This is a genomic window from Staphylococcus sp. HMSC063A07 (assembly GCF_001836955.1).
GTDB lineage: Bacteria > Bacillota > Bacilli > Staphylococcales > Staphylococcaceae > Staphylococcus > Staphylococcus lugdunensis.
Map to the genome: position 1 here is coordinate 24091 of NZ_KV830929.1, position 24446 is coordinate 48536.

The following is a 24446-nucleotide window of genomic DNA, read 5'->3' on the forward strand; positions in this document are numbered from 1 at the left end:
AATCCAGTCAACTACTGCCAATATATATCGCTCATAGTCTAAAATATAATGATGTCCTATACAGTTATTTTTTACAGTACTTTGAATTTTGGGCTCGCTAGCTTAGGAGAAAGCTTTCTTAACCCCAACTTGCTTTGCTTGGCGAATTTCTGCTCGAAATTCTCTTTGTTGGGGCCCCAACCCCAACTTGCTTTGCTTAGCGAAATGTGCTTTGCATTTTTTCTGTTGGGGGATGTATTCTCGGAGTCTTGCCATAAATATGACTTATTAATATTTAAAATATTTTTGAAAAAATAACATAACTCAATATGTACGTTACCAATAAAAATCTTCAGTTTTAATACCTCTTACCATATTAATGATATTGTGGAAACCATATTTGAAGAAAATTTTTGCGTTTTAATTTTAACCCATTTCATTTATACTCCAGATTGTTCCTTATCTTATCAGAGAAATCGATGTTTCAGTCTCATTTTTTATCAATAAAGTACGATTTGAAAATAAATATATATTCACTAAATATGTATATTAATTCAAATAAAAGCATAGGCATTGAGCGTTTAGTTTGTTAAATCCAAACTTAACACTGTTATTTTGGCAATGTTCTCTCTGCTTGTAAAATGACATAATATATAATTATTCACTTATTACTAACTATAATTTTGTATTGAATTTGCATTATTATGTTTTTTTAGATATTGTCAATTTTGTGAATTAATAACAATTTGTTTGATAACCATATTTTCAAAGTTTCAATCTTTATCGATACTAAAGGAGGATCAACATTGAAAAAAGAGAAAATAATGGATTGGCCTACCTTTATAGGTACGGTAGTCATTTTATTGTTAGCAGTCATTCCAATGATGGCTTTTCCGTCTGCAAGTGAAAAGGTCATTACAGATATTAATAGTGCTATTTCTAATTCTATAGGTTCCTTATATTTATTTATTGGACTTGCAATTTTATGTTTCGTACTTTACATAGCATTTGGTAAATATGGGAATGTCACTTTGGGTAAAGCAAGTGATAAGCCAGAGTTCAGCAATTTCAGTTGGGCATCTATGCTGTTTTGTGCAGGTATAGGTTCAGATATTTTATACTGGGGTGTTATTGAATGGGCATATTATTATCAAGTGCCTCCAAATGGAGCGAAACCAATGTCAGATCAAGCATTAACGTTTGCGACACAGTATGGTATGTTCCATTGGGGACCAATTGCTTGGGCAATTTATGTCTTGCCAGCACTTCCGATTGGATACTTGGTCTTTGTAAAAAAGCAACCAATTTATAAAATTAGTCAAGCGTGTCGCCCTGTGCTCAAAGGTCAGACAGACAAGTTTTTAGGTAAGCTTGTAGATGTACTCTTTATCTTCGGTTTGTTAGGAGGAGCTGCAACATCATTAGCGCTTGGTGTACCAATGATCTCAGCTGGCGTTGAAAAATTAACTGGACTTGATGGACAAAATATGGTGCTACGATCAATTATCCTTTTCACAATTACAGTGATCTTTGCTATTAGTTCATATACAGGTTTAAAAAAGGGTATTCAAAAATTAAGTGATGTCAATGTATGGTTATCATTTTTATTATTAGGATTTGTGTTTATCGTTGGGCCAACCATCTTTATTATGGAAACAACAATTACAGGATTTGGTAATATGTTACGTGACTTTTTCCACATGGCAACGTGGATGGAACCATTTGGTGGAATTAAAGGACGTAAAGAAACGAATTTCCCTCAAGATTGGACGATTTTTTATTGGTCATGGTGGCTTGTTTACGCACCATTTATTGGACTGTTTATTGCGCGGATTTCTAAAGGTAGAAGACTAAAAGAAGTCATATTAGGTACGATTGTTTATGGAACATTAGGATGTGTGTTGTTCTTTGGTATATTTGGAAACTACGCAGTATACCTACAAATTTCTGAACAATTCAACGTTATTCAATATTTAAATAGTCATGGTACTGAAGCGACGATTATCGAAGTAATGCATCAATTACCTTTTCCAACAACAGTCATTGTCCTATTCTTGCTTTCTGCGTTTTTATTCTTAGCAACGACATTTGATTCTGGGTCGTACATTTTAGCGGCAGCAACACAGAAGAAAGTATTAGGTGAACCATTAAAAGCGAATCGTTTATTCTGGGCTTTTGCATTATGCTTATTACCATTTTCACTTATGCTAGTGGGTGGCGAACGTGCGTTAGAGGTGCTAAAAACTGCGTCAATATTAGCCAGTGTGCCACTGATTGTCATCTTTATTTGCATGATGGTATCGTTTATTATTACCTTGAGTAAAGATAGAATTAAACTGGAAACTCGTGCGGATAAATTGAAAGAAGTAGAACGTCGTTCATTGCGTATCGTTCAAGTAAGAGAGAATAATGACGAAGACGATAATTTATAATATATGCAAAAACGTCTATGATCAGCTGATAAAGATCATAGACGTTTTTTGTTTAATTATTGTTTTCTTGGCTGTTTGGAATAGGAAAGTAGTCAAATATTTCGCCAGTTTCTAATGCTGTAGTTAAATTTGACAACCACTGACAATATATTTTTGTATGTTTCAATTGCTGCTCAATATTAAGCGCATCTTGCTTAATTTCATCATCAATTGCCTCATCATTTAGCACTGAAGTAATGATTTTTTCGGCTTCAATAATTGCTGCCATATTAGTGTCGACTTCACGCTCCCATTTTTTAGTGAAGAAATTGCGGAAAAAGGTAAAAAAGTCTTTTTCTGCGATAAAATGTTGTTTTCGACTGCCTCGCGTAAACTGTTGTTTCACTAAATCGAATTCTTGAAGCTTCTTGACACCTGCACTCATACTTGGTTTGCTCATCTGAAGATGTTCACGCATTTCATCTAATGTCATGCTACCTTCGAAGACCATTGTCCCAAACAAATTTCCGACGCTGCGATTTGTGCCATACAAGTCCATAGTTTGCCCAATAGAATTAATGACTAAATCTTTAGCAGCTTCTAATTTTTCTTCATTTGACTGTGAATGTACCATACGCTCACCTCCATTATCCAGTTCATTAGCTGCATTCACTGTTAGATATTACCAATTCATACTTGCACATTATAGAAAATTTTTCAATCACTTTAAAAAGATAGAAGCAGGACAGCATTCATTATGAATTCGTAGTTCTGCCCCGGCAAGGTTGACTAGAATTGAAAAAAGCTTGGTATCAGCGTATTTTTAATCCAGTCAACTACTGCCAATATATCGCTCATAGTCTAAAACATCATTATGTCCTAAACTCTAGATAAAATTATGACAATATCATGAAATTTGACATTAAATTTTCACATATGCTAGCATATGATTTATAAAATTCGTTAAATATAAATTTAACAAACTTAACGGAGGTCGTTTGATGAAACTTGTAGAAAAATTGTCGCAGCGTCAATATATCGATGGTAAATGGGTTGAAAGCTCAAATAAAAATACAAGAGAAATTATCAATCCTTATAATCAAGAGGTTGTTTTTACCGTAACAGAAGGTACAGCTGAAGATGCCGAACAAGCTATTTTAGCAGCGCGTCGTGCATTTGAAGATGGCGAATGGTCATTAGAAACAAGTGAAGTCAGAGGGAAAAAAGTTAGAGCTATTGCTGACAAAATTACGGAACATCGTGATGAGTTAGCTCAATTAGAAACACTAGATACAGGTAAAACACTAGGAGAGTCATATGCAGATATGGATGATATTGCTAATGTCTTTAACTATTTTGCTGGATTAGCTGATAAAGACGGTGGAGAGATTATCAATACGCCAATTCCAAACACTGAAAGTAAAGTTGTTAAAGAACCTGTTGGTGTTGTCACTCAAATTACACCTTGGAATTATCCTTTATTACAAGCGTCTTGGAAAATTGCGCCAGCATTAGCAACTGGTTGTTCGCTTGTAATGAAACCAAGTGAAATTACACCATTGACTACAATTAGAGTATTTGAATTAATGGAAGAAGTTGGTTTCCCTAAAGGCGTGATTAATTTGATACTTAGTAGTGGTGAAGAAGTAGGGGACACATTATCGGGTCATAAAGAAGTGGATCTAGTTTCATTTACAGGCGGAATTGAGACCGGAAAACACATTATGAAAAATGCTGCGAATAATGTAACGAACATAGCATTAGAACTGGGTGGTAAGAACCCTAATATTATTTTTGCTGATGCTGACTTCGACTTAGCGGTAGATCAAGCATTAAATGGTGGTTACTTCCATGCAGGCCAAGTTTGTTCAGCTGGATCACGTATTTTAGTTCATAACGATATCAAAGGTGATTTTGAAAAAGCACTTATTGATCGTGTAGGTAAAATTAAATTAGGGAACGGCTTCGATGATGATACTGAAATGGGGCCAGTTATCTCTACAGAACATCGTGACAAAATTGAAAGCTATATGGAAATTGCTAAAAAAGAGGGCGCTACAATTGCTATTGGCGGCAAACGTCCCGATAGAGAAGACCTACAAAATGGGTTATTCTTTGAACCAACAGTTATCACAAATTGCGATACATCAATGCGTATTGTTCAAGAAGAAGTCTTTGGACCTGTTGTGACTATTGAGGAATTTGATAGCGAAGAAGAAGTTATAGAATTAGCTAATGACTCAATTTATGGCTTAGCTGGTGCCGTATTCACAAAAGATTTAGGTAAAGCACAGCGTGTGGCTAATAAACTTAAATTAGGTACAGTGTGGATAAATGATTTCCATCCTTACTTTGCTCAAGCACCATGGGGTGGTTTTAAACAATCAGGTATTGGTCGCGAATTAGGTAAAGAAGGATTAGAAGAATATTTAATCAGTAAACATATTTTAACGAATACGAAGCCAGAACCAATCAATTTCTTTAGTAAATAAAAGAGCGTTCATACATTGTAAATAAAGTTAAAACAAACTTATATATGCGAGAGACACATCATTTTATTTTATAAGGGAGGACGAAATCAACATGAGTGAAAACAAGTCATATGATTATGTCATTATTGGTGGTGGAAGTGCAGGTTCTGTATTAGGTGCGCGTTTATCTGAGGATAAAGATAAAAATGTACTTGTATTAGAAGCAGGCCGTAGTGACTATCCCTGGGATTTATTTATACAAATGCCAGCAGCATTAATGTTTCCTTCAGGTAATCCATTCTATGATTGGAGATATCAAACAGAAGAAGAACCACATATGGGACGTAAAGTAGACCATGCGCGTGGTAAAGTCTTAGGCGGCTCAAGCTCTATCAATGGAATGATTTATCAACGAGGCAATCCATTAGATTACGAAGGTTGGGCAGAACCTGAAGGTATGGAATCTTGGGATTTTGCGCACTGTTTACCTTATTTTAAAAAATTAGAAAAAACCTTTGGAGCAGCGCCACATGATCAATTTAGAGGACATCAAGGACCAATAAAATTAAAGCGAGGACCAGCAACAAATCCTCTTTTCAAATCATTCTTTAACGCAGGTGTTGAAGCGGGTTACCACAAGACAGAGGACGTCAATGGTTTTAGACAAGAAGGATTCGGTCCATTCGATAGTCAAGTCCATCATGGTCGACGTATGTCTGCATCAAGAGCATACTTAAGACCAGCAATGAAGCGTAAGAATTTAACGGTTAAGACACGTGCTTTCGTCACTGAATTGCACTTTGAAGGTAATAAAGCTACCGGTGTAACGTTCAAACGTAATGGAAAAAATCATACTGTAAATGCAGGAGAAGTGATTTTATCAGGTGGTGCTTTTAACACACCGCAATTATTACAATTATCTGGTATAGGAGATGCGGACTTCTTAAAATCAAAAGGCATTGAGCCACGCGTGCATTTACCGGGTGTTGGAGAAAACTTTGAAGACCATTTAGAAGTTTATATTCAACATGAATGTAAAGAACCAGTCTCTTTACAACCTAGTTTAGATGTTAAACGCATGCCATGGATTGGTTTGCAATGGATTTTTGCACGAAAAGGTGCAGCAGCTTCCAATCACTTTGAGGGTGGTGCCTTTGTTAGATCAAATGATCAAGTTGCCTATCCTAACTTAATGTTCCATTTCTTACCAATTGCTGTAAGATATGACGGACAAAAAGCACCAGTTGCTCATGGTTATCAAGTACATGTAGGACCAATGTATTCAAACTCACGTGGCAGCTTAAAGATTAAATCTAAAGATCCATTTGAAAAGCCAAGCATCGTGTTTAACTATCTTTCAACAAAAGAAGATGAACAAGAATGGGTAGAAGCGATTCGTGTAGCGCGTAATATTTTATCTCAAAAAGCGATGGATTCATTTAATGGTGGTGAAATTTCTCCGGGACCATCTGTACAAACAGATGAAGAAATATTGGACTGGGTGCGTAAAGATGGTGAAACAGCATTACACCCATCATGCAGTGCAAAAATGGGGCCGGCAACAGATCCAATGGCAGTTGTAGATCCACTAACAATGAAAGTCCATGGCATGGAGAATTTGCGCGTCGTGGATGCTTCAGCAATGCCAAGAACTACAAATGGAAACATTCACGCACCGGTACTTATGCTTGCCGAAAAAGCAGCAGATATCATTCGCGGCAAAAAACCATTAGAACCACAATACGTAGATTATTACATCCATGGCAAACACGACCCCAACGATGGTGCAATGGAACACAATCCATACTACCCATACTAATGAGGCCAGCAGAGAGAATTTCGACAAGAAATTTGACAAGTAGAGCAAATTGGGGTGGCCCCCAGCATAGAGAGATGCTACAAGCATTTCCACAAGCAAAGCAGATGATGCAGGATAATGAAATCTTTAAAATTAGATTTCAGTCCTGCTTTTTTTATACTTATAAAATTACTTGAGTGTGTGTCACAACAAATCTTATTGTGAAAGATTTATAATGGACTTATAAATAATAAAAGGAGTGGTGAATATGGGGGAAACATTAGTTGAACGTTTAAAAGCAAAAGAGCAACGTATGATTGATATACGTCGATATTTACATGAACATCCAGAATTATCATTCCATGAAACAGAAACACCTAAGTATATTGCTGAATTCTATAAGGACAAAGCGTGTGATGTCCAAACGAATGTTGGTCCTAATGGTGTAAAAGTGACCATTGATAGTGGCAAACCAGGTAAAACGATTGCCATTCGTGCGGACTTCGATGCGTTACCAATTCAAGAAGATACTGGATTATCATATGCTTCCCAAAATGAAGGAGTCATGCATGCTTGTGGTCATGATGCGCATACGGCATATATGCTTGTTCTAGCGGAAACATTAATTGAAATGAAAGATCAATTTAGTGGTAAAGTCGTTGTCATTCATCAGCCAGCAGAAGAAATGCCACCAGGTGGTGCGAAAGGTATGATTGAGGACGGTGTTTTAGAAGGTGTTGATCACGTTTTAGGCATTCATGTTATGACGAATATGACATCAGGTAAAATTTATTACCATGAAGGTAATACGCAAACAGGACGCGCTTATTTTAAATTAACTATACACGGAGAAGGTGGACATGGCTCATCACCTCATACTGCTAAGGATGCGATTGTCGCTGGTGCTAACTTCGTCACTACAGCGCAAAATGTAGTTTCAAGACGATTGAGTCCTTTTGAAACAGGCGTTGTGACGATAGGATCCTTTGATGGTAAAGGTCAGTTTAATGTAATAAAAGATACCGTTGAAATCGAAGGAGATGTTCGTGCTTTAACAGATGCCACACGAGACACGATTAAATATGAACTTGAACGTATTGTTCAAGGTATAGCTACATCATTTGATGTTCAATATGACTTTGAATTTCAACCAGATTATCCCGCGTTATACAATGATCCTCAGTTTACATCTTATATTGTTGAAACATTAAGACAAGCGCAATTACCAGATGTAATAGGCGTAGAAGAATGTGAACCACAACCACCATCAGAAGATTTCGCATATTATGCTCAAGCGTTACCAAGTACGTTTTTATATTCAGGAGCTGCACCACAGCAAGGACATGCATATCCGCATCATCATCCGAAATTTAATATCGACGAATCTTCCATGTTAGTTGCTGCAGAAGCTGTAGGTACAATTGTTTTAGATTATTTACAAGGATAGATATCTTAATTTAAATTAACTATTTGTTAAATTAAATTTAAAAATTTATAACTTTTTATTGGAAATAGTTAAATATATGATGTTTTATTATTGTTTACGTGTTAGTATGGGGATACATACTAATGAAGAGGTGAAAGTGTGACTTTTTATGATTACATGCAGAACTTTGTCGGAGACCAGACGCCTCTAGGAGAATTAGCTCATTATTTAAACAAGGATTGTCAGTTTCCTAAACATGAGAAGACAACTGATAATATATTGAGCTATTTTATCGATGAGATTGAGTTAGATGATGAACATTTAGAAACAGTAAAGCGTTCATTATCTTTATATGAACAGCAAACAGTGCACTTTAGTTTAGTAGATCACATAAAGACAGAACCAAAGGAAAATGTTAATGAAGATTAATGAAAAAGCACCGTATTATGCTTTAGAAGCTACTTCGCCGCAAACAATGCGCATTTATAAAAATCATCAGCACTTTGAATATATGATTTTAGAGTCTATAAATGAATTAATCGATAATGGCTATTGTATGTTAAATCATTTATATGTGAATAAAGGACAAGAAGGAGCATTTGAGCAAAAATTTTTACAGTGTCAACAACATTTAGCATCTGTACCTGGTTTTAGAGCGCTACGCTTTTTACGCCCAAATGAACAAGGTCAGCATTATGTCATCATTACGCAATGGTTGAACCATCAATCGTTTAAAAATTGGCAACAATCTTCGGCCTATTCACAGACACATCAAAAACGTGGCACGTCACAAGGTGCGGACGTACGGTTAGTCAATCGCAAATTGTCTTATCATATTGGGATTATATGTGAACGATATACTTCATAAAAGTGTCACCAGACTTGAGTAGGTGGGACATCAATCACTGTAAGTCGAAAAATGGCAATTTCTATTAAAATAAAGTAGAAATTGTCATTTTTGTTGTTTAGAATATTAAATTTCTTTTAAAAAGTGTAATTAAAGTTATGAGCTACTGCATTAGATAATCTCTTATATCAATATCTAAGTAGTGAAACAATACGAGTTGATAAGTTTGAGAAGTTAGCATGATTCATAATCTTTCTTAATTAATTTTCATATACACGGAGTCTGGGACATCATTATGTTTTAAGCTATGAACTCTATATTGGCGGTAGTTGACTGGATTGAAAATGGGATGGTACCAAGCTGTTTTCAATCCTTATCAACTTTGCAGGGGCGGGACTACGAATTTGTAATAAATGTTGTCTCGCTATCAAATTTCAAAAGGGAAGAGCTAATTATTTTATGAATTGAAAATAGAAGTCTGAACAATTTTTAACTATTCATTGTTATAAAGAAATCGATCATCACAGAATTTTTATAATTAATTTTAACAACTTTATACTTTTTTATAATGAAACCACTTTCATAAGTGTTTACTTTTTCAATGCATTATAGGGTTTGATAAGATAATATCATTGGAAGGCGAAAGGAAGTTACGATATGAAACAATCAAGTTTATTAGCGCCAGAAACATATAATATTGTCAGTGAAATTGAAAAACATGTTTCTGACCAAGATAAAAATGCAATTATTTATGAAAATGGACATAATGACCCAATCGCGGTAACTTATGCAGACTTAATGAAACAAGCTAATCAAGTCGGGCATGTGCTGTTAAATCATGGTCTCAAAAAGGGAGATAAAATTTTAATCATGATGCCGCGGTCAATCTCTACATATAGAATTTATATCGCTGCATTAAAGCTCGGTATTGCAATTATTCCAAGTTCTGAAATGCTGCGTACTAAAGATTTGCAATATCGTATTTCGCACGGAGAAATAGATGCGGTTATTACTATGCCGGAATTTATTAAAGAGTTTTTGAATATAGAGGAGTATACATCATTAACTAAATTTGTTGTCGCAGGACACCATGAAGCATGGATTTCTATTGATGACGAGCGCTTGAATCAAAGTGAAGAATTAGATATGGCACCAACCAGTCGAGATGATATTGCGATACTATCTTATACGTCCGGTACAACAGGGAATCCAAAAGCAGTTACACATACACATGGTTGGGGTTTTGCTCATATGAAAATGGCACCTAAGCATTGGTTAAGTATTAAAGAAGATGATCTGGTGTGGGCAACCGCTGCACCAGGTTGGCAAAAATGGGTATGGACACCTTTCCTTTCTATTATGGGGTCAGGAGCTACAGCATTTGTTTACAATGGCAAGTTTAATCCTACTCGGTACTTAGAGCTATTACAAAATTTTAAGATTAATGTCTTATGCTGTACGCCAACAGAGTATCGAATGATGGCTAAATTATCCAATTTAGATAAGTATGATATTCATCATTTACATAGTGCAGTATCAGCTGGTGAGCCTTTAAATAAAGAGGTTGTTAATCAGTTTGAAGCGCACTTTGGGCTTACTGTTCGTGATGGCTATGGTCAAACAGAGAGCACATTATTGATTGGATTTTTAAAAGATACAAAACCACGCCCAGGTTCTATGGGTAAAGCAATTCCAGGTAGTGACACAACAGTAGTTGATGATGAAGGACGCCAAGTTGCTCCTGGTGTGAAAGGAAATATTGGTGTACCACTAGATTTACCAGCATTATTTAAAGGTTATTATAAAGATGAAGCGCGAACTAAAGCCGCACATGCTGGGAAGTATTATATCACTGGTGATTTAGCACATATTGATGAAGATGGTTATTTCTGGTTTGAAGGACGCAGTGATGATATCATCATCAGTTCTGGTTACACGATTGGACCTTTTGAAGTAGAAGATGCATTAACTCATCATCCAGCCGTAAAAGAATGTGCAGTGGTAGCCAGTCCCCATGAAATACGTGGAAATATAGTCAAAGCATTTGTTATTTTAAATGAGGGTTATAAAGCAAGTGATGACTTAGTTAAAACATTGCAAGACTTTACTAAAAAGACCGTTGCACCATATAAATATCCTAGAGCGATTGAATTTGTAGAAGATTTACCAAAGACCAATTCCGGAAAAATTCGTCGTGTAGAATTGCGTGATGCAGAACGTCAAAAGTACAACCAACAATTTAAACAATAAACTGTTATATTAACTTAACCGTAAAGGATGTTGAAGCATGCTTTACGGTTTTTTTATGTACTATTCAAAATAGTATGACACAATAATTTAATTACTGCATACACATTCAAAAAGACTAATAATGTTACTGAAATGTGACTTTAAAAGTATATAATATTTCATTTTATATATGTTATTGTTGTAAAACTCACACATTTATGACATACTTTAAAATAATTAGTATGACATAATAATATGAGGTGAACACATTGACAAAATATATTTATGCATTTGATGAAGGACAACGCACAATGAAAGATTTACTTGGTGGCAAAGGCGCAAATTTATCAGAAATGAAACGCCTTGGCCTGCCAGTGCCCGATGGCTTTACGATTACTACTGAAGCGTGTATCGAATATTTAAGACAACATGCGCAACTACCTACAGAAGTTAAGACACAGTTAGTTGATCATTTAGCTGCATTCACTAAACGTACTGGAAAAGCCTTTTCTTCAGATACCAACTTATTACTAGTTTCCGTTAGAAGTGGCGCAAAAATTTCGATGCCGGGCATGATGGATACAATTTTAAACTTAGGGCTTAATGATGATAATGTGGAAACACTTGCTAGCAAAACGGGTGATGTAAGATTTGCTTATGATTGTTACCGTCGCTTACTTCAAATGTTTGGCGAAGTTGTTTACAATATTCCAATGGTTGCGTTTGATACATATTTTGAAGACTATAAGCAACGACATGGTTTTGAAAATGATGCTGCAATTAGTGCAGATGGCTTAAAAGATATATGCGAACGCTTTAAAACAATTTATTTAGAGGAAGCACGTAAACCATTCCCTCAAGAACCATTGAAGCAGTTAGAAGAAGCCATCGAGGCTGTATTTAAGTCATGGGACAATGATCGTGCACGTGTCTATCGCGATTTAAATGAAATTCCACATGATATAGGTACAGCAGTAAATATTCAAGAAATGGTCTTTGGTAATAGTGGTGATAAAAGCGGTACAGGTGTTGCTTTCACACGTAATCCAGTAACAGGAGAGAATCGATTGTTTGGTGAATATTTATTGAATGCACAAGGTGAAGACGTTGTAGCTGGTATTCGTACGCCACAAGATATTCAAACGTTATACGACCAAATGCCAGATGTTCATCAAGCCTTTGTCAAAGTAACAAAACAATTAGAAGCACATTATAAAGATATGCAGGATATTGAATTTACGATAGAAAACGGTAAGCTTTACTTATTGCAAACACGTAATGGGAAACGCACGGCAAAAGCAGCTGTTAAAATTGCGGTTGATTTAGCTAATGAGGGATTAATTACACAACAAGAAGCGATGCGAAAGGTTGACGTTAAAGCAATTGACCAATTACTGCATCCTAACTTTGATGACAAAGCTTTAGCGGAAGCAACTACAATATCAACACTCGGGTTACCAGCAAGTCCAGGGGCTGCGACAGGTCAAATCGTCTTTTCTGCTGAAGATGCTAAAGTACAAGCTGATTCAGGCAAAAAAGTAATATTAATGCGTCCAGAGACATCTCCAGAAGATATAGAAGGTATGGTTGCAAGTGAAGCAATCATTACGACACATGGTGGTATGACATCGCATGCAGCAGTAGTAGCACGTGGTATGGGTAAATGTTGTGTAACAGGATGTTCAGATTTAGAAATCAATACATCAGCTAAGACTGTTTATTATCCAGATGGTGAATTACATGAAGGAGATACAATTTCTGTAGATGGTTCCAAAGGTGATATTTATTTTGGTGAAATTAAAACGGTTAATGCAGAGCATAGTGAAGACTTTGACCAATTTATGACATGGGCTGAAGATACGGCACGTTTAAGTGTACGAATGAATGCTGAAACGCCACAAGATATTGAAGCTGGTTATCAATTTGGTGCTAAAGGTATCGGTTTAGTTCGAACAGAGCATATGTTCTTTGGTGCAGAACGTTTAGTTGAGATGAGACGTTTTATTTTAGCGTCATCATATGATGAGCGTGTTGACGCTTTAAATGCAATTGAAAAATATCAGGTTGAAGATTTCGAAGCCATCTTTAGATTATCAGGAGAACGTCCAACGATTGTTCGATTATTAGATCCACCATTACATGAATTTTTACCTAATTCAGCTGAAGACATACAACATGTTGCTCAACAATTAAATATTTCCGAGGACATATTGAAAAAACGTATTGTTGATTTGCATGAAGTAAATCCAATGCTCGGTCATCGTGGTTGTCGTTTAGCCGTTACTTATCCTGAATTATATGAAATGCAAGTCGAAGCAATCATTAGTAGTGTCATAAGGTTGAAAAAAGAAGGTATTAATTGTAAACCAGAAATTATGATACCGTTAGTATCTACAGTTGAAGAATTTACGGTTTTAAAAGAAGATTTAGTGGAAACAATTCATAAATTAGAACAACAAGCTGGCGAAAAAGTCGATTATCTTGTAGGTACAATGATTGAAACACCACGCGCATGTCTTATTGCTGGTGAGTTAGCTGAACATTGTGATTTCTTTAGTTTTGGAACTAATGATTTAACGCAATTAGCATATGGTTTTTCACGTGATGATGCAGGAAAATTCATAAATGTGTATACTGAAAGAAATATATTGAAGCTTGACCCGTTCCAAACTTTAGATAAAGACGGTGTAGGACGATTAATACAAATAGCTGTTGAACAGGCCAAACGTGTCAATTCGAATATTAAAATTGGTGTTTGTGGTGAATTAGGTGGCGATGCGAAATCAATCCATCAATTCAATAAATTAAGCATCGATTATGTTTCTTGTTCACCATTCAGAGTGCCTGGCGCAATTATTGCAACAGCACAAAGTCAAGTGGAGGAAAGTGAGTAGTATAGTGAAGCAACATGTATTAAAGTTATTTATCGTTTCTGATTCTATTGGTGAAACTGCACAGCGGATGATCCAAGCCACATTGACACAATTTCCGGATTTAACACAGGTTGAAATTAAAAAATTTCCCTATATTAAAAATGAAGAAGAATTTTTAAATGTGTTGAATTTAGCACATGAACAAGGGGCGATCGTTGCGACCACACTAGTGAATCCGTCATTTAATTCACTAGGACATCGCTTTGCCGAAGAAAAAGCACTGCCTTATGTCGATTATATGTCAGAATTGATTTCAATCGTTCAGGAACAGACACAAACTGAACCGTTACTAGAAAGTGGCGCACTTAGAAAACTAAATGATGAATATTTTAAACGTATTAAGGCTATTGAATATTCAGTGAAGTATGATGATGGCAAGCATTTTTCAGATATCGGAGAGGCGGATGCACTTATCGTAGGTGTTTCCAGAACATCAAAAACGCCATTAAGCATGTATTTGGCTAATAAAGGTTATAAAATAGCCAACATTCCATTGGTGCCAGAAGTAGCAATTCCAGAGAGTGTTTTTAAACAAAAGGGATTAAAGGTCTTTGGATTAACAGCGAGTCCACAATATATAGCTAACATACGTAAAAATCGTGTTGAAACTCTGGGTTTAACGCAAGAATCTCAGTATAATAGCTTAGAACGTATCAAAAAGGAGTTATCATATGCTGAGGAAGTATTTAAAAAGTTAAATGCCACAGTGATTAATACAGAGTATAAATCCATTGAAGAATCAGCATTTTATATTGAAAAATTTTTACAGCCAAAATACTAAATATGAGGTATATGAAAAATTCAACGTCACACAACTTGTTAAGTGCTGACGTTGGATTTTTAGTAAAAAATGTTATAACAAAATTTTTATTGAAGTTAAATTATATTGTACGATAACTTTTTTCTTTGAGATGTAGATTAACTGATTTACAATTTCATAATATTGCTTTAAAATTATACACGAAGTACTTATTTAATTTAGAAGTTTAGCGATTTGCTAAATTAAAGCAATAAATGGGTGTTTTAGGAAAGAGCACTATTTATTGTATATATAAATTAAATGTAATCAATAGAGAGGTGTAACATATGGCAAACTCACAACCAAAAGACGTCATTTTAATTGGCGCTGGTGTCTTAAGCACTACATTTGGTTCTATGTTAAAAGAGCTTGAACCTAACTGGAATATCAAGCTTTATGAACGTATGGACCGTCCTGCACTTGAAAGTTCTAACGAACGACATAATGCTGGTACAGGTCATGCAGCACTATGTGAATTGAACTATACTGTTGAACAACCTGATGGTTCAATTGACATTGAAAAAGCGAAAGAAATTAATGAGGAATTCGAGATTTCTAAACAGTTTTGGGGTCATTTAGTTAAATCAGGTAGCATTGATAACCCAAGAGAATTTATTGACCCACTACCACATATTAGTTTTGTTAGAGGCGTTAATAACCAAAAATTCTTGAAAAAACGTTATGAAGCTATGAAAGATTTCCCAATGTTTGATAATATCGAGTATACAGAAGATATAGAAACATTGAGAAAATGGGTTCCATTAATGATGGAAGGCCGTGTCGATGACGGTAAAATGGCTGCAAGTAAAATCGACGAAGGTACTGACGTTAACTTTGGTGAGTTAACACGTAAAATGACTAAAAATATCGAAGCACATCCAAATGCTGAAGTTCACTTTAACCATGAAGTGCTTGATTTCAATCGTCTTAAAGACGGTAAATGGGAAGTGAAAATTCGCAACCGTGCTACTGGCCAAGTGCAAACACAAGTGACTGACTATGTATTTATTGGCGCAGGTGGTGCAGCGATTCCATTATTACAAAAAACAGGTATTCCTGAAAGCAAACACTTAGGTGGATTCCCAATTACAGGTCAATTCTTAGCTTGTACAAATCCACAAGTTATCGAGCAACATGATGCCAAAGTTTATGGTAAAGAGCCACCAGGCACACCACCAATGACTGTGCCGCATTTAGATGCGCGTTATATCGATGGTCAAAGAACATTGTTATTTGGACCATTCGCTAACGTTGGACCTAAATTCTTGAAAAATGGTTCTAATTTAGATTTATTCAAATCTATCAAGCCACATAACATTACAACAATGTTAGCGGCTGCCGTTAAAAACTTACCATTACTTAAATATTCATTCGATCAAATTATTATGACTAAAGAAGGTTGTATGAATCACTTACGTACATTCTATCCAGAAGCACGTGATGAAGATTGGGAATTATACACTGCTGGTAAACGTGTTCAAGTTATCAAAGATACTAAAGAACACGGCAAAGGATTTATTCAATTCGGTACAGAAGTGGTTAATTCACAAGACCATACAGTTATTGCTTTACTTGGTGAATCACCAGGGGCATCAACATCAGTATCAGTTGCACTAGAAGTTCTTGAAAGAAACTTCCCAGAATATGCTGATGACTGGAAACCAAAAGTAAAAGAAATGATTCCTTCTTATGGTGAATCATTAATTACAGATGTTGATTTAATGAGAAAAACACGTCGTCAAACATCTAAAGACCTTGAATTAGGTTATTATGATGATGAAAAATAATAAATAATGCGATAACAGAAGTCAGTGACATCAATGTCTCTGATAAGCAGAAGAAGGTAATTCTATTAATTTCAATAGAAATTGCCTTCTTTTTTTACAATTAAGTGAGACTAGGACATCATTATGTTTTAGGCTATGAACGATATATTGGCAGTAGTTGACTGGATTAAAAATACGTTTGCTGTGTTCAATCCTAGTCAATCTTGCTGGGGTGGGATTATAAATTCATAATGAATGCTGTCTCGTTCCCATATTTAGCTAACTGAAGCTATGATGACACTAACTTTCTATAGGTATAAAAAAGTTAGCATGCTTGTAGTGGTAGACAATATTGGAGTAATCAAAAGGTTCACCTTTACTTGTATAGAATGTAAGTTCATGACGCATACAAGGGTCTTGAGCGTTTAAATCTAAATAATTTGCTTCATTATCGTTTAAAAAGTCGATATAGAAATAAATATCAGAAAAACCAATATTTATCTTGAGACGCGTCTGTAAATAATCAAATATTGAAGCTTGAGCAACTTCTTTGTCCAATGTGGTAACTAATGCTTTATTGAAATAAGAAGTTTCAATGCAAAGCGGCTTATCGTCTAAATAACGAATGCGCTCTACTAAATAGACTTGTGTGTCTTTATCTTTTATCTGTAAGTGTTTTTGTGTTTCCTCGTTAGGCGGTATGATGTCGATGTTAAGCACTTTACTTGTTACACGATGTCCTTGTAAATTATCTGAAAAGCCCTTTGTTTTTAACAGATTAATATATCCAGATTTTTTGCTATTTCTAACATATATACCACTGCCCCGAGTTTGATAGATAATACCATCTTTTTCAAGTAACTCTAATGCTTTAACAATCGTACTTTTACTCACTTGATACGCTATTTTTAGTTCTGCTAGGCTTGGAAGTTTGTCACCAACTTTATATTTCCCATTTGCAATAGCTGCGGTAATTTCATGTGCAACATGTTCGTACTTTAACATGATTAATCTCCTTAATGCTGTATTTACAATATAGTATACCAAAAATAAGCTGAAATTAAATTGTACCGGTATAATTGTATAAAAACGATTTACAAATTGTACCGGTATAATTATAATGAGTTGTGTAAGGGTTTCCATATTTGGGATAAATAAAAATTAAATAGATTGGGAGGTTGTGTTATGAGTGAAAGAGATAGAAAATTAGCGATACATATCCTTGAAGCCGTTGGTGGAAAGGAAAATATCGTTAATTACACGCATTGCGCAACGCGATTACGTATCGTCTTAAAACGTTCTATTCCGGATGCTAAAAAGAAAGTAGCAAGTATGGATGGCGTAGTAACGGTAGTTGAAAATAATGGACAATTTCAAGTGGTTATTGGCAATGCGGTCGCAAGTGTTTATCAAGAATTTGAGGGATTATTGGGAGAAGAAAATCAACAATCTAGCGATGAAGACAGTGAAAAAGGTACGATTATTAATCGTATTATTGCAACGATGTCTGCCGTCTTTGCACCATTTATTTATGTCTTAGCGGCTGCCGGTATATTACAAGGTATATTAATTATTGCGAAAATGTTGTTTTCATCATTTGAGAAGACTGGCACATATGAAGTATTTAACTTTATTTCATGGGCACCATTTACATTTTTACCAATATTTATTGCGATTACTGCAGCAAAACATTTCAAAGTGAATACTTATATCGCAGTAGCTTGTTGTGCTGCACTCGTTAGCCCGGATTTAGCAGGAATTGTAGAACGCATTGGGAGTGGACATACGTTTACATTTATTGGTATTCCATTAAGTGAAACAAGCTATACATCATCAGTGTTACCACCACTATTATTAGTATGGGTGTTGTCATATGTTGAAAAATATTTAAATAAATATATTCATGAAGTTATACGCCCGTTATTTGTACCGTTCTTCAGTATTGTAATTATGGTGCCATTAACATTATTAATTATTGGTCCATTAGCATCTGGGGCTGCACATGGTATTGCACAAGGCTTTAACTGGCTCGTAGCTGTAGCACCATGGTTAGCAGGATTATTAATTGGTGCATTTTGGCAGGTATTTGTTATCTTTGGTGTTCATTGGGGCATTACGCCAATGGTATTGGCAAACTTTGAACAGTATAAAAGTGATGCTTTCCAAGCCTTTCAAACAATTGCTGTTATTGCTCAATTTGGTGCAGTTATGGGTGTATTCTTCAAAACGAGAAATAAGGATTTAAAGCGTGTATCGTTATCAGCAGGGATTACAGGCATCTTTGGAATTACTGAACCGTCTATGTATGGTGTGAATTTGCGCTTTAAAAAGCCATTCATTATCGCTTGTATTAGTGGTGGTATTGGGGCTTTAGTTGCAAGTTTCTTTAATCCAAAATATTATGCATATGCTGGTCTTCCTGGGCCGATAACAATTGTCAATGGTTATAGTCCTGATAACATCTCATCAATATGGGGAATTTTACTTGGTTCAGCCGTTGCAATTATTTTACCTATCATTTTAATCCAAGTACTTGGCTATGGTGAAGATGTGACAGAACAGGTAGAAGGTGTTGACGTCGAAGAAGGACATGAGATAAATGAACAAACACGTTTGACTACTACATCTGATCAACTTGAAACAGAGATACATGCTCCACTAAAAGGTTTAGTAGTAGCATTATCTGAAGTAGATGATCCAATATTTGCGGAAGGTATGATGGGTAAAGGATTAGCCATTCAGCCAGAAAGTTATGAAGTGACAGCACCTCTCAAAGGGGTGATTAGTATGGTTGCAGTAAGTAAACACGCGATAGGTATTACATCGCCAGAGGGGATCGAACTTTTAGTTCACGTTGGTTTAGATACTGTGCAATTAAATGGACAAGGCTTTGAATTACTTGTTGCTGAAAATGATCAGGTCGAAGAAGGGCAGCCTTTGCTGAGATTTGATGCAAATTATATTAAAGAGCAGGGCTACGAACTTATTACACCTGTAATTATTACTAACAGTGATGAATTTGAAGACATTATCATAGCTGACAGTCAAAATATCACATCTAGAGAAAAAATAATGACAGTAATTAAAAAATAGAGCGTAAAGGAGATTTAAACATGGCTAAATTACCACAAGATTTCTTATGGGGCGGCGCACTTGCTGCCAATCAATTTGAAGGTGGCTATGACCAAGGTGGCAAAGGCTTAAGTGTAATTGACGTAATGACAGCAGGCGCACATGGTCAAGCACGTGAAATTACACAAGATATAGAACCTGATAAATATTATCCTAATCATATGGGTATTGATTTTTACCATCGCTATAAAGAAGATGTCGCATTGTTTGCTGAAATGGGATTGAAATGTTTGCGTACATCGATTGCATGGACACGTATTTTCCCTAATGGTAATGAAACAGAACCGAACGAAGCAGGACTGCAATTCTATGATGATTTATTTGATGAATTATTGAAATATGACATTCAACCAGTGATTACATTATCGCATTTTGAGATGCCACTACATCTAGCACGTGAATATGGCGGTTTTAGAAACCGTAAAGTAGCAGATTATTTTGCATATTTTGCTGAAACTGTATTTAAGCGTTATAAAGACAAAGTTAAATACTGGATGACATTTAATGAAATTAATAACCAAATGGACATCAATAATCCTATTTTCTTATGGACAAACTCTGGTGTATCGTTGACAGATGATGATAATAAATTAGAAGTATTATATCAGGTGGCACATAATGAATTGATTGCGAGTGCGAAAGCAGTAAAAATTGGTAAGGAGATAAATCCAGATTTTGAAATTGGTGCTATGATTTCCCATGTACCAATCTACCCATATAGCTGTAATCCGCAAGATATAATGGAGGCAGAAATCGCGAGTCGTATGCGTTTCTTCTTTCCAGATGTACAAGCACGAGGTTATTACCCAGGTTATGCGACAAAAATGTTTGAACGTGAAGGCTTCGACATTGGTTGGCAAGAAGGAGACGATGTGATTCTACGTGAAGGTAAAGTCGATTATATTGGATTTAGTTATTATATGTCTACGGCCGTTAAATCTGATAATGAGGCTAGTGTAGAAGATAATATAGTAAATGGCGGATTACCAAATTCGGTTGATAATCCTTATATTAAGAAAAGTGATTGGGGCTGGGCCATTGATCCGGTTGGCTTACGTTACACATTAAATGCATTATATAATCGTTATCAAATTCCTTTATTTATAGTTGAAAATGGATTTGGTGCCGTAGATGAGTTTGATGATAAAGGTAAAATCCATGACGAATATCGTATCGAGTATTTACGTGAACATATTGAAGCGGCTATTGATGCAGTAGATCAAGATGGCGTAGAATTAATGGGCTATACACCTTGGGGTATTATTGATATTGTATCCTTTACGACAGGTGAAATGAAAAAACGTTATGGTTTAATTCATGTTGATCGTGATAATGACGGTAACGGTTCATTAGAACGTACCAAGAAAGATTCATTTGACTGGTATCGCAAAGTTATTGAGTCAAATGGGGAAGTTTTGTAAATTAAAAAGAGAGCTGAACAGAATTCATTATGAATTCTTAGTCCAGCTCTGGCAAGGTTGACTAAGATTGAAAAAGCATGCTATAAGCATATTTTCAATTGAGTCAACTACTGCCAATCATTAGTTCACAGCCTAAAACATGATGATGTTTTAGGCTGTTTAATACATTTAGCTATTTTTTATTAATACTTTCTACCCATTTGATGAAGTTACTATCACTATTACCTGATGTTTCTGCCATTGTATGACCTTGATCCCAAACTGTTTTGAAGTCAACGTTTTTAGAACCAACGCGTTCTTTTAAAGCTAGAGAAAGATTAGTTTCAGTATTTAAGGCCGTATCTCCTTGTTGAATACCTGTTCTAATTCTCCAATGATTTGCCACATTAGATTTACCATACCCGCTATAGTAATCAGATAAGTAATACATTGGATTGTACATATTCATTCTTGTTGACATGCTTGTGCCTAATTTATCTGTTTTTGTTAAGTCATTTTTATATGATGAAACATAGTTACTATTCCAACCATTTAGTTTGCTATAGTTAGATTTATTTTCTGTTAAAAGTTTAGCTAGTGATTGATCAAAATGTAATTTACTGTCACTACCTGATGTTCCAAACACTTCATTTTCAGCTTGGCTACGTTTTAAATCATCAAAGGCTGAAACTGATTTAGAAGGTTGTTTATAATATTTCGCAAAGTCTTTAAGACTTGTAATATGTGCGCGTTTTGTTTTCTTATCATACGTAATCCATGTGCCTTTTTTATTTAGATCTTTTAAGTAAGCATCCATTGTTTTGTATGTTTTATTTGAAGATTGTTTTCTCATTTGAGGCATAGATCCCATTTTGCCAGAAGGTTTTCCACCGCTAGGTCCACCATTACCCATGCCTGCTTGCTCAGTGCTATTTTGTTTGTAAGGGAATGTTGTATTATTTAAGAATTCTGTAGCTGAATCTTCAATTTCTTTTTTTAGATATTTAGCATATGAGCCTTCAGTATATTGACCATTTTTAGATTTAGTTTATTTAAGTAGCTTGCATAAGATGATGCTAAATCGGTTGATAATTGTTTTTGGAATGAATTTTTCTTGCGATTACCTTCATTACCATATTGTCCCATTTGCCATTCATAAGCAGCATCGGCTTGATCTAGACTTGTAATAGGGCACCACGCCATAGCACCGTCAATTTTATCACTGATATATTTTCCATTTTTATCTGTCATGGCTGCGCCAATTTGTTCTAAATATTTATAGTAGAGCTTGCTATCACCTGATGCACCGGCAATAGCACTTTGAGCACCACCGCCACTATGACCAAAAGTATAAATCTTACTACTGTTACCTGGTAGACTACTATCGTTGAAACGGTAATATCTGATTGCTGCTTTAAGATCGGTTACACCCCAAGGAGAACCGGTTTCATATGATTTAGTTGATGCATTACTGCTGTTATTGCCCATGCTCATACTACGTCCTCGTAATCCTGCTTCAACATATATGAATCCAGCTTTCATATACTTAGAAATATTACTATAACGATATGACGTAGGTGCACTTTGTTCGGCATAACCAGGTGTATTGACTGGATAAACGATAGGTGCTGTTCTAGCAGAATAGCCGTTAACTTTCTTAGCATCGTTTACAGTAACGGTATATGTCCCATTATGATTCTTTTTACCTTTGAAATAAGCAGCTGGTACATAGATACCTAATTTTTCTACATTTTTAGCTTGGGGATTGGAGACATAACTTATATTTAGTTGATAATAAACGTTATTTTTACTATCATATTTCCATTTTGAATTATCTATTTGCAGCGCAGATGATGCTTGGTTATAATTTTTGATTTTAACATTTGAAGTGTTCACACCTTTAGCATCATGATTAGAATTATTATTTTGATGTTCGCCAACGCCACAACCTGAAAGTATAACTGTTGCGGATAAGAGTGATATGAAAGTCTTTTTCATCTAATTAGCCTCCTTAATTTGTCGTAGTTCTATTATTAGTCGCAAATAAGGAGCATATCAATTCGGATTGAGCGCATGAACCATTCTACATTAGAAAGATGATGTACACCTTAGGTCTCTTGACAGTATTTGCTTGTAATTAGTTTCTGTGCTTTTTGGCTAACTCTAGCAAATATGCCACCTCTTTAGAAGCAATTAAATGATTATGAACATTAACGTTAATATAGAGTTTTATAGGTGAATTCAGCTGAACGATTTTTAAAGGAGACGTTACGTAATAATTAGCCTGTTGTTCCATAATCAATGCGACGCCATTATTTGTATTTACCATTTCAAGTAAATTTTCAATACGAGGTGCTGTAAATGAAATTAATGGATAAAATTGTTGTTCTTCACAATAATTTAAAAAAGCTTGATGCTCCAATGCGAACTCAGGTGGTAAATAGAGTTGTTCATTTTCAAGCATCGATAGATCGATTTGTGAGACATAGGCTAATGGATGAGATTCATGCACAATAGCACATAAGCTTTCTTCAATATAAGTAAAAGAATGATTATCATGAGGTGGATGTGGTGATCTTAAAAAGCTAATGTCAATCTTACCTTCATTAATCAATTGAGCTAATTCTTGTTCTGACCCTTCATGAATACGAAATCTAACATTAGAAAATTTTTGAACACATTTTGAGATTAAGTTTGTAATACCATATTCAATCATTAATCGAGAAGCGCCAAGGTTAATGGTGATTAAATTATCATTTTCCTGTTGCTCAAGCTGTTTTGATAAATCTTTATAATTTTGGCAAATGATTTTGGCATAATGCAGAAATAGTTTACCTGATTCTGTTAGTTCAAATTGTTTATTTGCGCGATCTATAAGACGATAACCGCACTCATTTTCCAAAGAAACAATGTGCTTAGACAGTGTAGATTGCGCTATGTAGAGTTCTTGAGAAGCTTTAAAGTAATTTTGGTATTTAGCTAAGACAATAAATTCATTTAAGTAAGAAATTTCCATGTCAATCAACAACTTTCGATAAGTATAATTATTTAAATCATACTTGATTATCATTGGTATATTCAATTGAAAGAACATTGCAGTTTGAATATTCATAATAACTTTACTTGAGGAAGATGTGTTTGATTATGAAGCGTGCATTTACCATCAAATGATTGAAGATTGGAAACGTAATTTAAGTAATTTCAAGCACGAAAATTTAATCAATCAAATACTTATTAACGCTATGCTGACGGGTT

Annotated in this window: 17 protein-coding genes; 12 read left to right on the top strand and 5 right to left on the bottom strand. The window is 35.2% G+C overall.

Annotated features, from left to right (window positions below; genetic code table 11):
* The first annotated feature begins 785 nt into the window (after positions 1-785).
* Positions 786-2411 (top strand): BCCT family transporter, encoded by a 1626-nt coding sequence (locus tag HMPREF2597_RS08560; RefSeq protein ID WP_002478541.1) that lies wholly within the window; start codon positions 786-788, stop codon positions 2409-2411.
* A 52-nt stretch (positions 2412-2463) separates the two neighbouring features.
* On the opposite strand, the gene HMPREF2597_RS08565 is transcribed toward HMPREF2597_RS08560, so the two are convergent.
* Positions 2464-3024, bottom strand: coding sequence for a choline uptake/conversion transcriptional regulator CudC (locus HMPREF2597_RS08565; protein ID WP_002478542.1), 561 nt, complete (start codon positions 3022-3024; stop codon positions 2464-2466).
* Positions 3025-3391: 367 nt separating this feature from the next.
* Here HMPREF2597_RS08565 and betB point away from each other — a divergent pair, with 367 nt between their 5' ends.
* From betB to lqo, 9 genes are all read left to right on the top strand, one after another.
* Positions 3392-4882 (top strand): betaine-aldehyde dehydrogenase, encoded by a 1491-nt coding sequence (betB, locus tag HMPREF2597_RS08570; protein ID WP_012990700.1) that lies wholly within the window; start codon positions 3392-3394, stop codon positions 4880-4882.
* Between the two features lie 91 nt (positions 4883-4973).
* Positions 4974-6680 (top strand): choline dehydrogenase, encoded by a 1707-nt coding sequence (gene betA / locus HMPREF2597_RS08575; RefSeq protein WP_002478544.1) that lies wholly within the window; start codon positions 4974-4976, stop codon positions 6678-6680.
* 247 nt (positions 6681-6927) lie between these two features.
* A complete protein-coding gene (locus HMPREF2597_RS08580; RefSeq protein WP_002478545.1) occupies positions 6928-8106 on the top strand; it encodes a M20 family metallopeptidase in 1179 nt (392 codons plus the stop codon).
* 138 nt (positions 8107-8244) lie between these two features.
* Positions 8245-8514 (top strand): YozE family protein, encoded by a 270-nt coding sequence (locus tag HMPREF2597_RS08585; protein ID WP_002460576.1) that lies wholly within the window; start codon positions 8245-8247, stop codon positions 8512-8514.
* Complete coding sequence (locus HMPREF2597_RS08590; RefSeq protein ID WP_070817270.1) at positions 8504-8953, top strand: antibiotic biosynthesis monooxygenase family protein; 450 nt, start codon at positions 8504-8506, stop codon at positions 8951-8953. The genes HMPREF2597_RS08585 and HMPREF2597_RS08590 overlap by 11 nt, the downstream gene beginning before the upstream one ends.
* Before the next feature lie 636 nt (positions 8954-9589).
* Positions 9590-11182 carry an acyl-CoA synthetase MbcS gene (gene mbcS / locus HMPREF2597_RS08595; RefSeq protein ID WP_002478547.1) on the top strand — a complete coding sequence of 531 codons (1593 nt, stop codon included), beginning with the start codon at positions 9590-9592 and terminating at the stop codon, positions 11180-11182.
* Between the two features lie 248 nt (positions 11183-11430).
* Complete coding sequence (ppdK, locus tag HMPREF2597_RS08600; RefSeq protein ID WP_002478548.1) at positions 11431-14055, top strand: pyruvate, phosphate dikinase; 2625 nt, start codon at positions 11431-11433, stop codon at positions 14053-14055.
* Positions 14048-14875, top strand: a complete 828-nt coding sequence (locus HMPREF2597_RS08605) for a pyruvate, water dikinase regulatory protein (protein WP_002460572.1) — start codon at positions 14048-14050, stop codon at positions 14873-14875. Before ppdK ends, HMPREF2597_RS08605 begins: the two co-directional genes overlap by 8 nt.
* Before the next feature lie 305 nt (positions 14876-15180).
* Positions 15181-16680 carry an L-lactate dehydrogenase (quinone) gene (gene lqo, locus HMPREF2597_RS08610; protein ID WP_070817271.1) on the top strand — a complete coding sequence of 500 codons (1500 nt, stop codon included), beginning with the start codon at positions 15181-15183 and terminating at the stop codon, positions 16678-16680.
* Between the two features lie 279 nt (positions 16681-16959).
* On the opposite strand, the gene HMPREF2597_RS08615 is transcribed toward lqo, so the two are convergent.
* On the bottom strand, positions 16960-17664 hold the full coding sequence (locus HMPREF2597_RS08615) for a GntR family transcriptional regulator (RefSeq protein ID WP_002460569.1): 705 nt from the start codon (positions 17662-17664) through the stop codon (positions 16960-16962).
* Positions 17665-17844: 180 nt separating this feature from the next.
* Between HMPREF2597_RS08615 and HMPREF2597_RS08620 the strand changes: the two genes are divergently transcribed.
* Both HMPREF2597_RS08620 and HMPREF2597_RS08625 read left to right on the top strand, forming a co-directional pair.
* Positions 17845-19752: a beta-glucoside-specific PTS transporter subunit IIABC gene (locus HMPREF2597_RS08620; protein ID WP_002478551.1), complete on the top strand. Its 1908-nt coding sequence runs from the start codon at positions 17845-17847 to the stop codon at positions 19750-19752.
* A 20-nt stretch (positions 19753-19772) separates the two neighbouring features.
* Positions 19773-21212 (top strand): 6-phospho-beta-glucosidase, encoded by a 1440-nt coding sequence (locus HMPREF2597_RS08625; RefSeq protein ID WP_002478552.1) that lies wholly within the window; start codon positions 19773-19775, stop codon positions 21210-21212.
* Between the two features lie 172 nt (positions 21213-21384).
* On the opposite strand, the gene HMPREF2597_RS12935 is transcribed toward HMPREF2597_RS08625, so the two are convergent.
* From HMPREF2597_RS12935 to HMPREF2597_RS08635, 3 genes are all read right to left on the bottom strand, one after another.
* Entirely contained in the window at positions 21385-22104 is a 720-nt protein-coding gene (locus HMPREF2597_RS12935; RefSeq protein WP_256337093.1) for a hypothetical protein, read from the bottom strand.
* 83 nt (positions 22105-22187) lie between these two features.
* The gene (locus HMPREF2597_RS12940; protein ID WP_256337094.1) at positions 22188-23189 is read right to left on the bottom strand and encodes a hypothetical protein; all 1002 of its coding nucleotides are present in this window, start codon (positions 23187-23189) and stop codon (positions 22188-22190) included.
* A gap of 139 nt (positions 23190-23328) precedes the next feature.
* On the bottom strand, positions 23329-24207 hold the full coding sequence (locus tag HMPREF2597_RS08635; RefSeq protein ID WP_002478553.1) for a LysR family transcriptional regulator: 879 nt from the start codon (positions 24205-24207) through the stop codon (positions 23329-23331).
* Positions 24208-24446 lie beyond the last annotated feature (239 nt).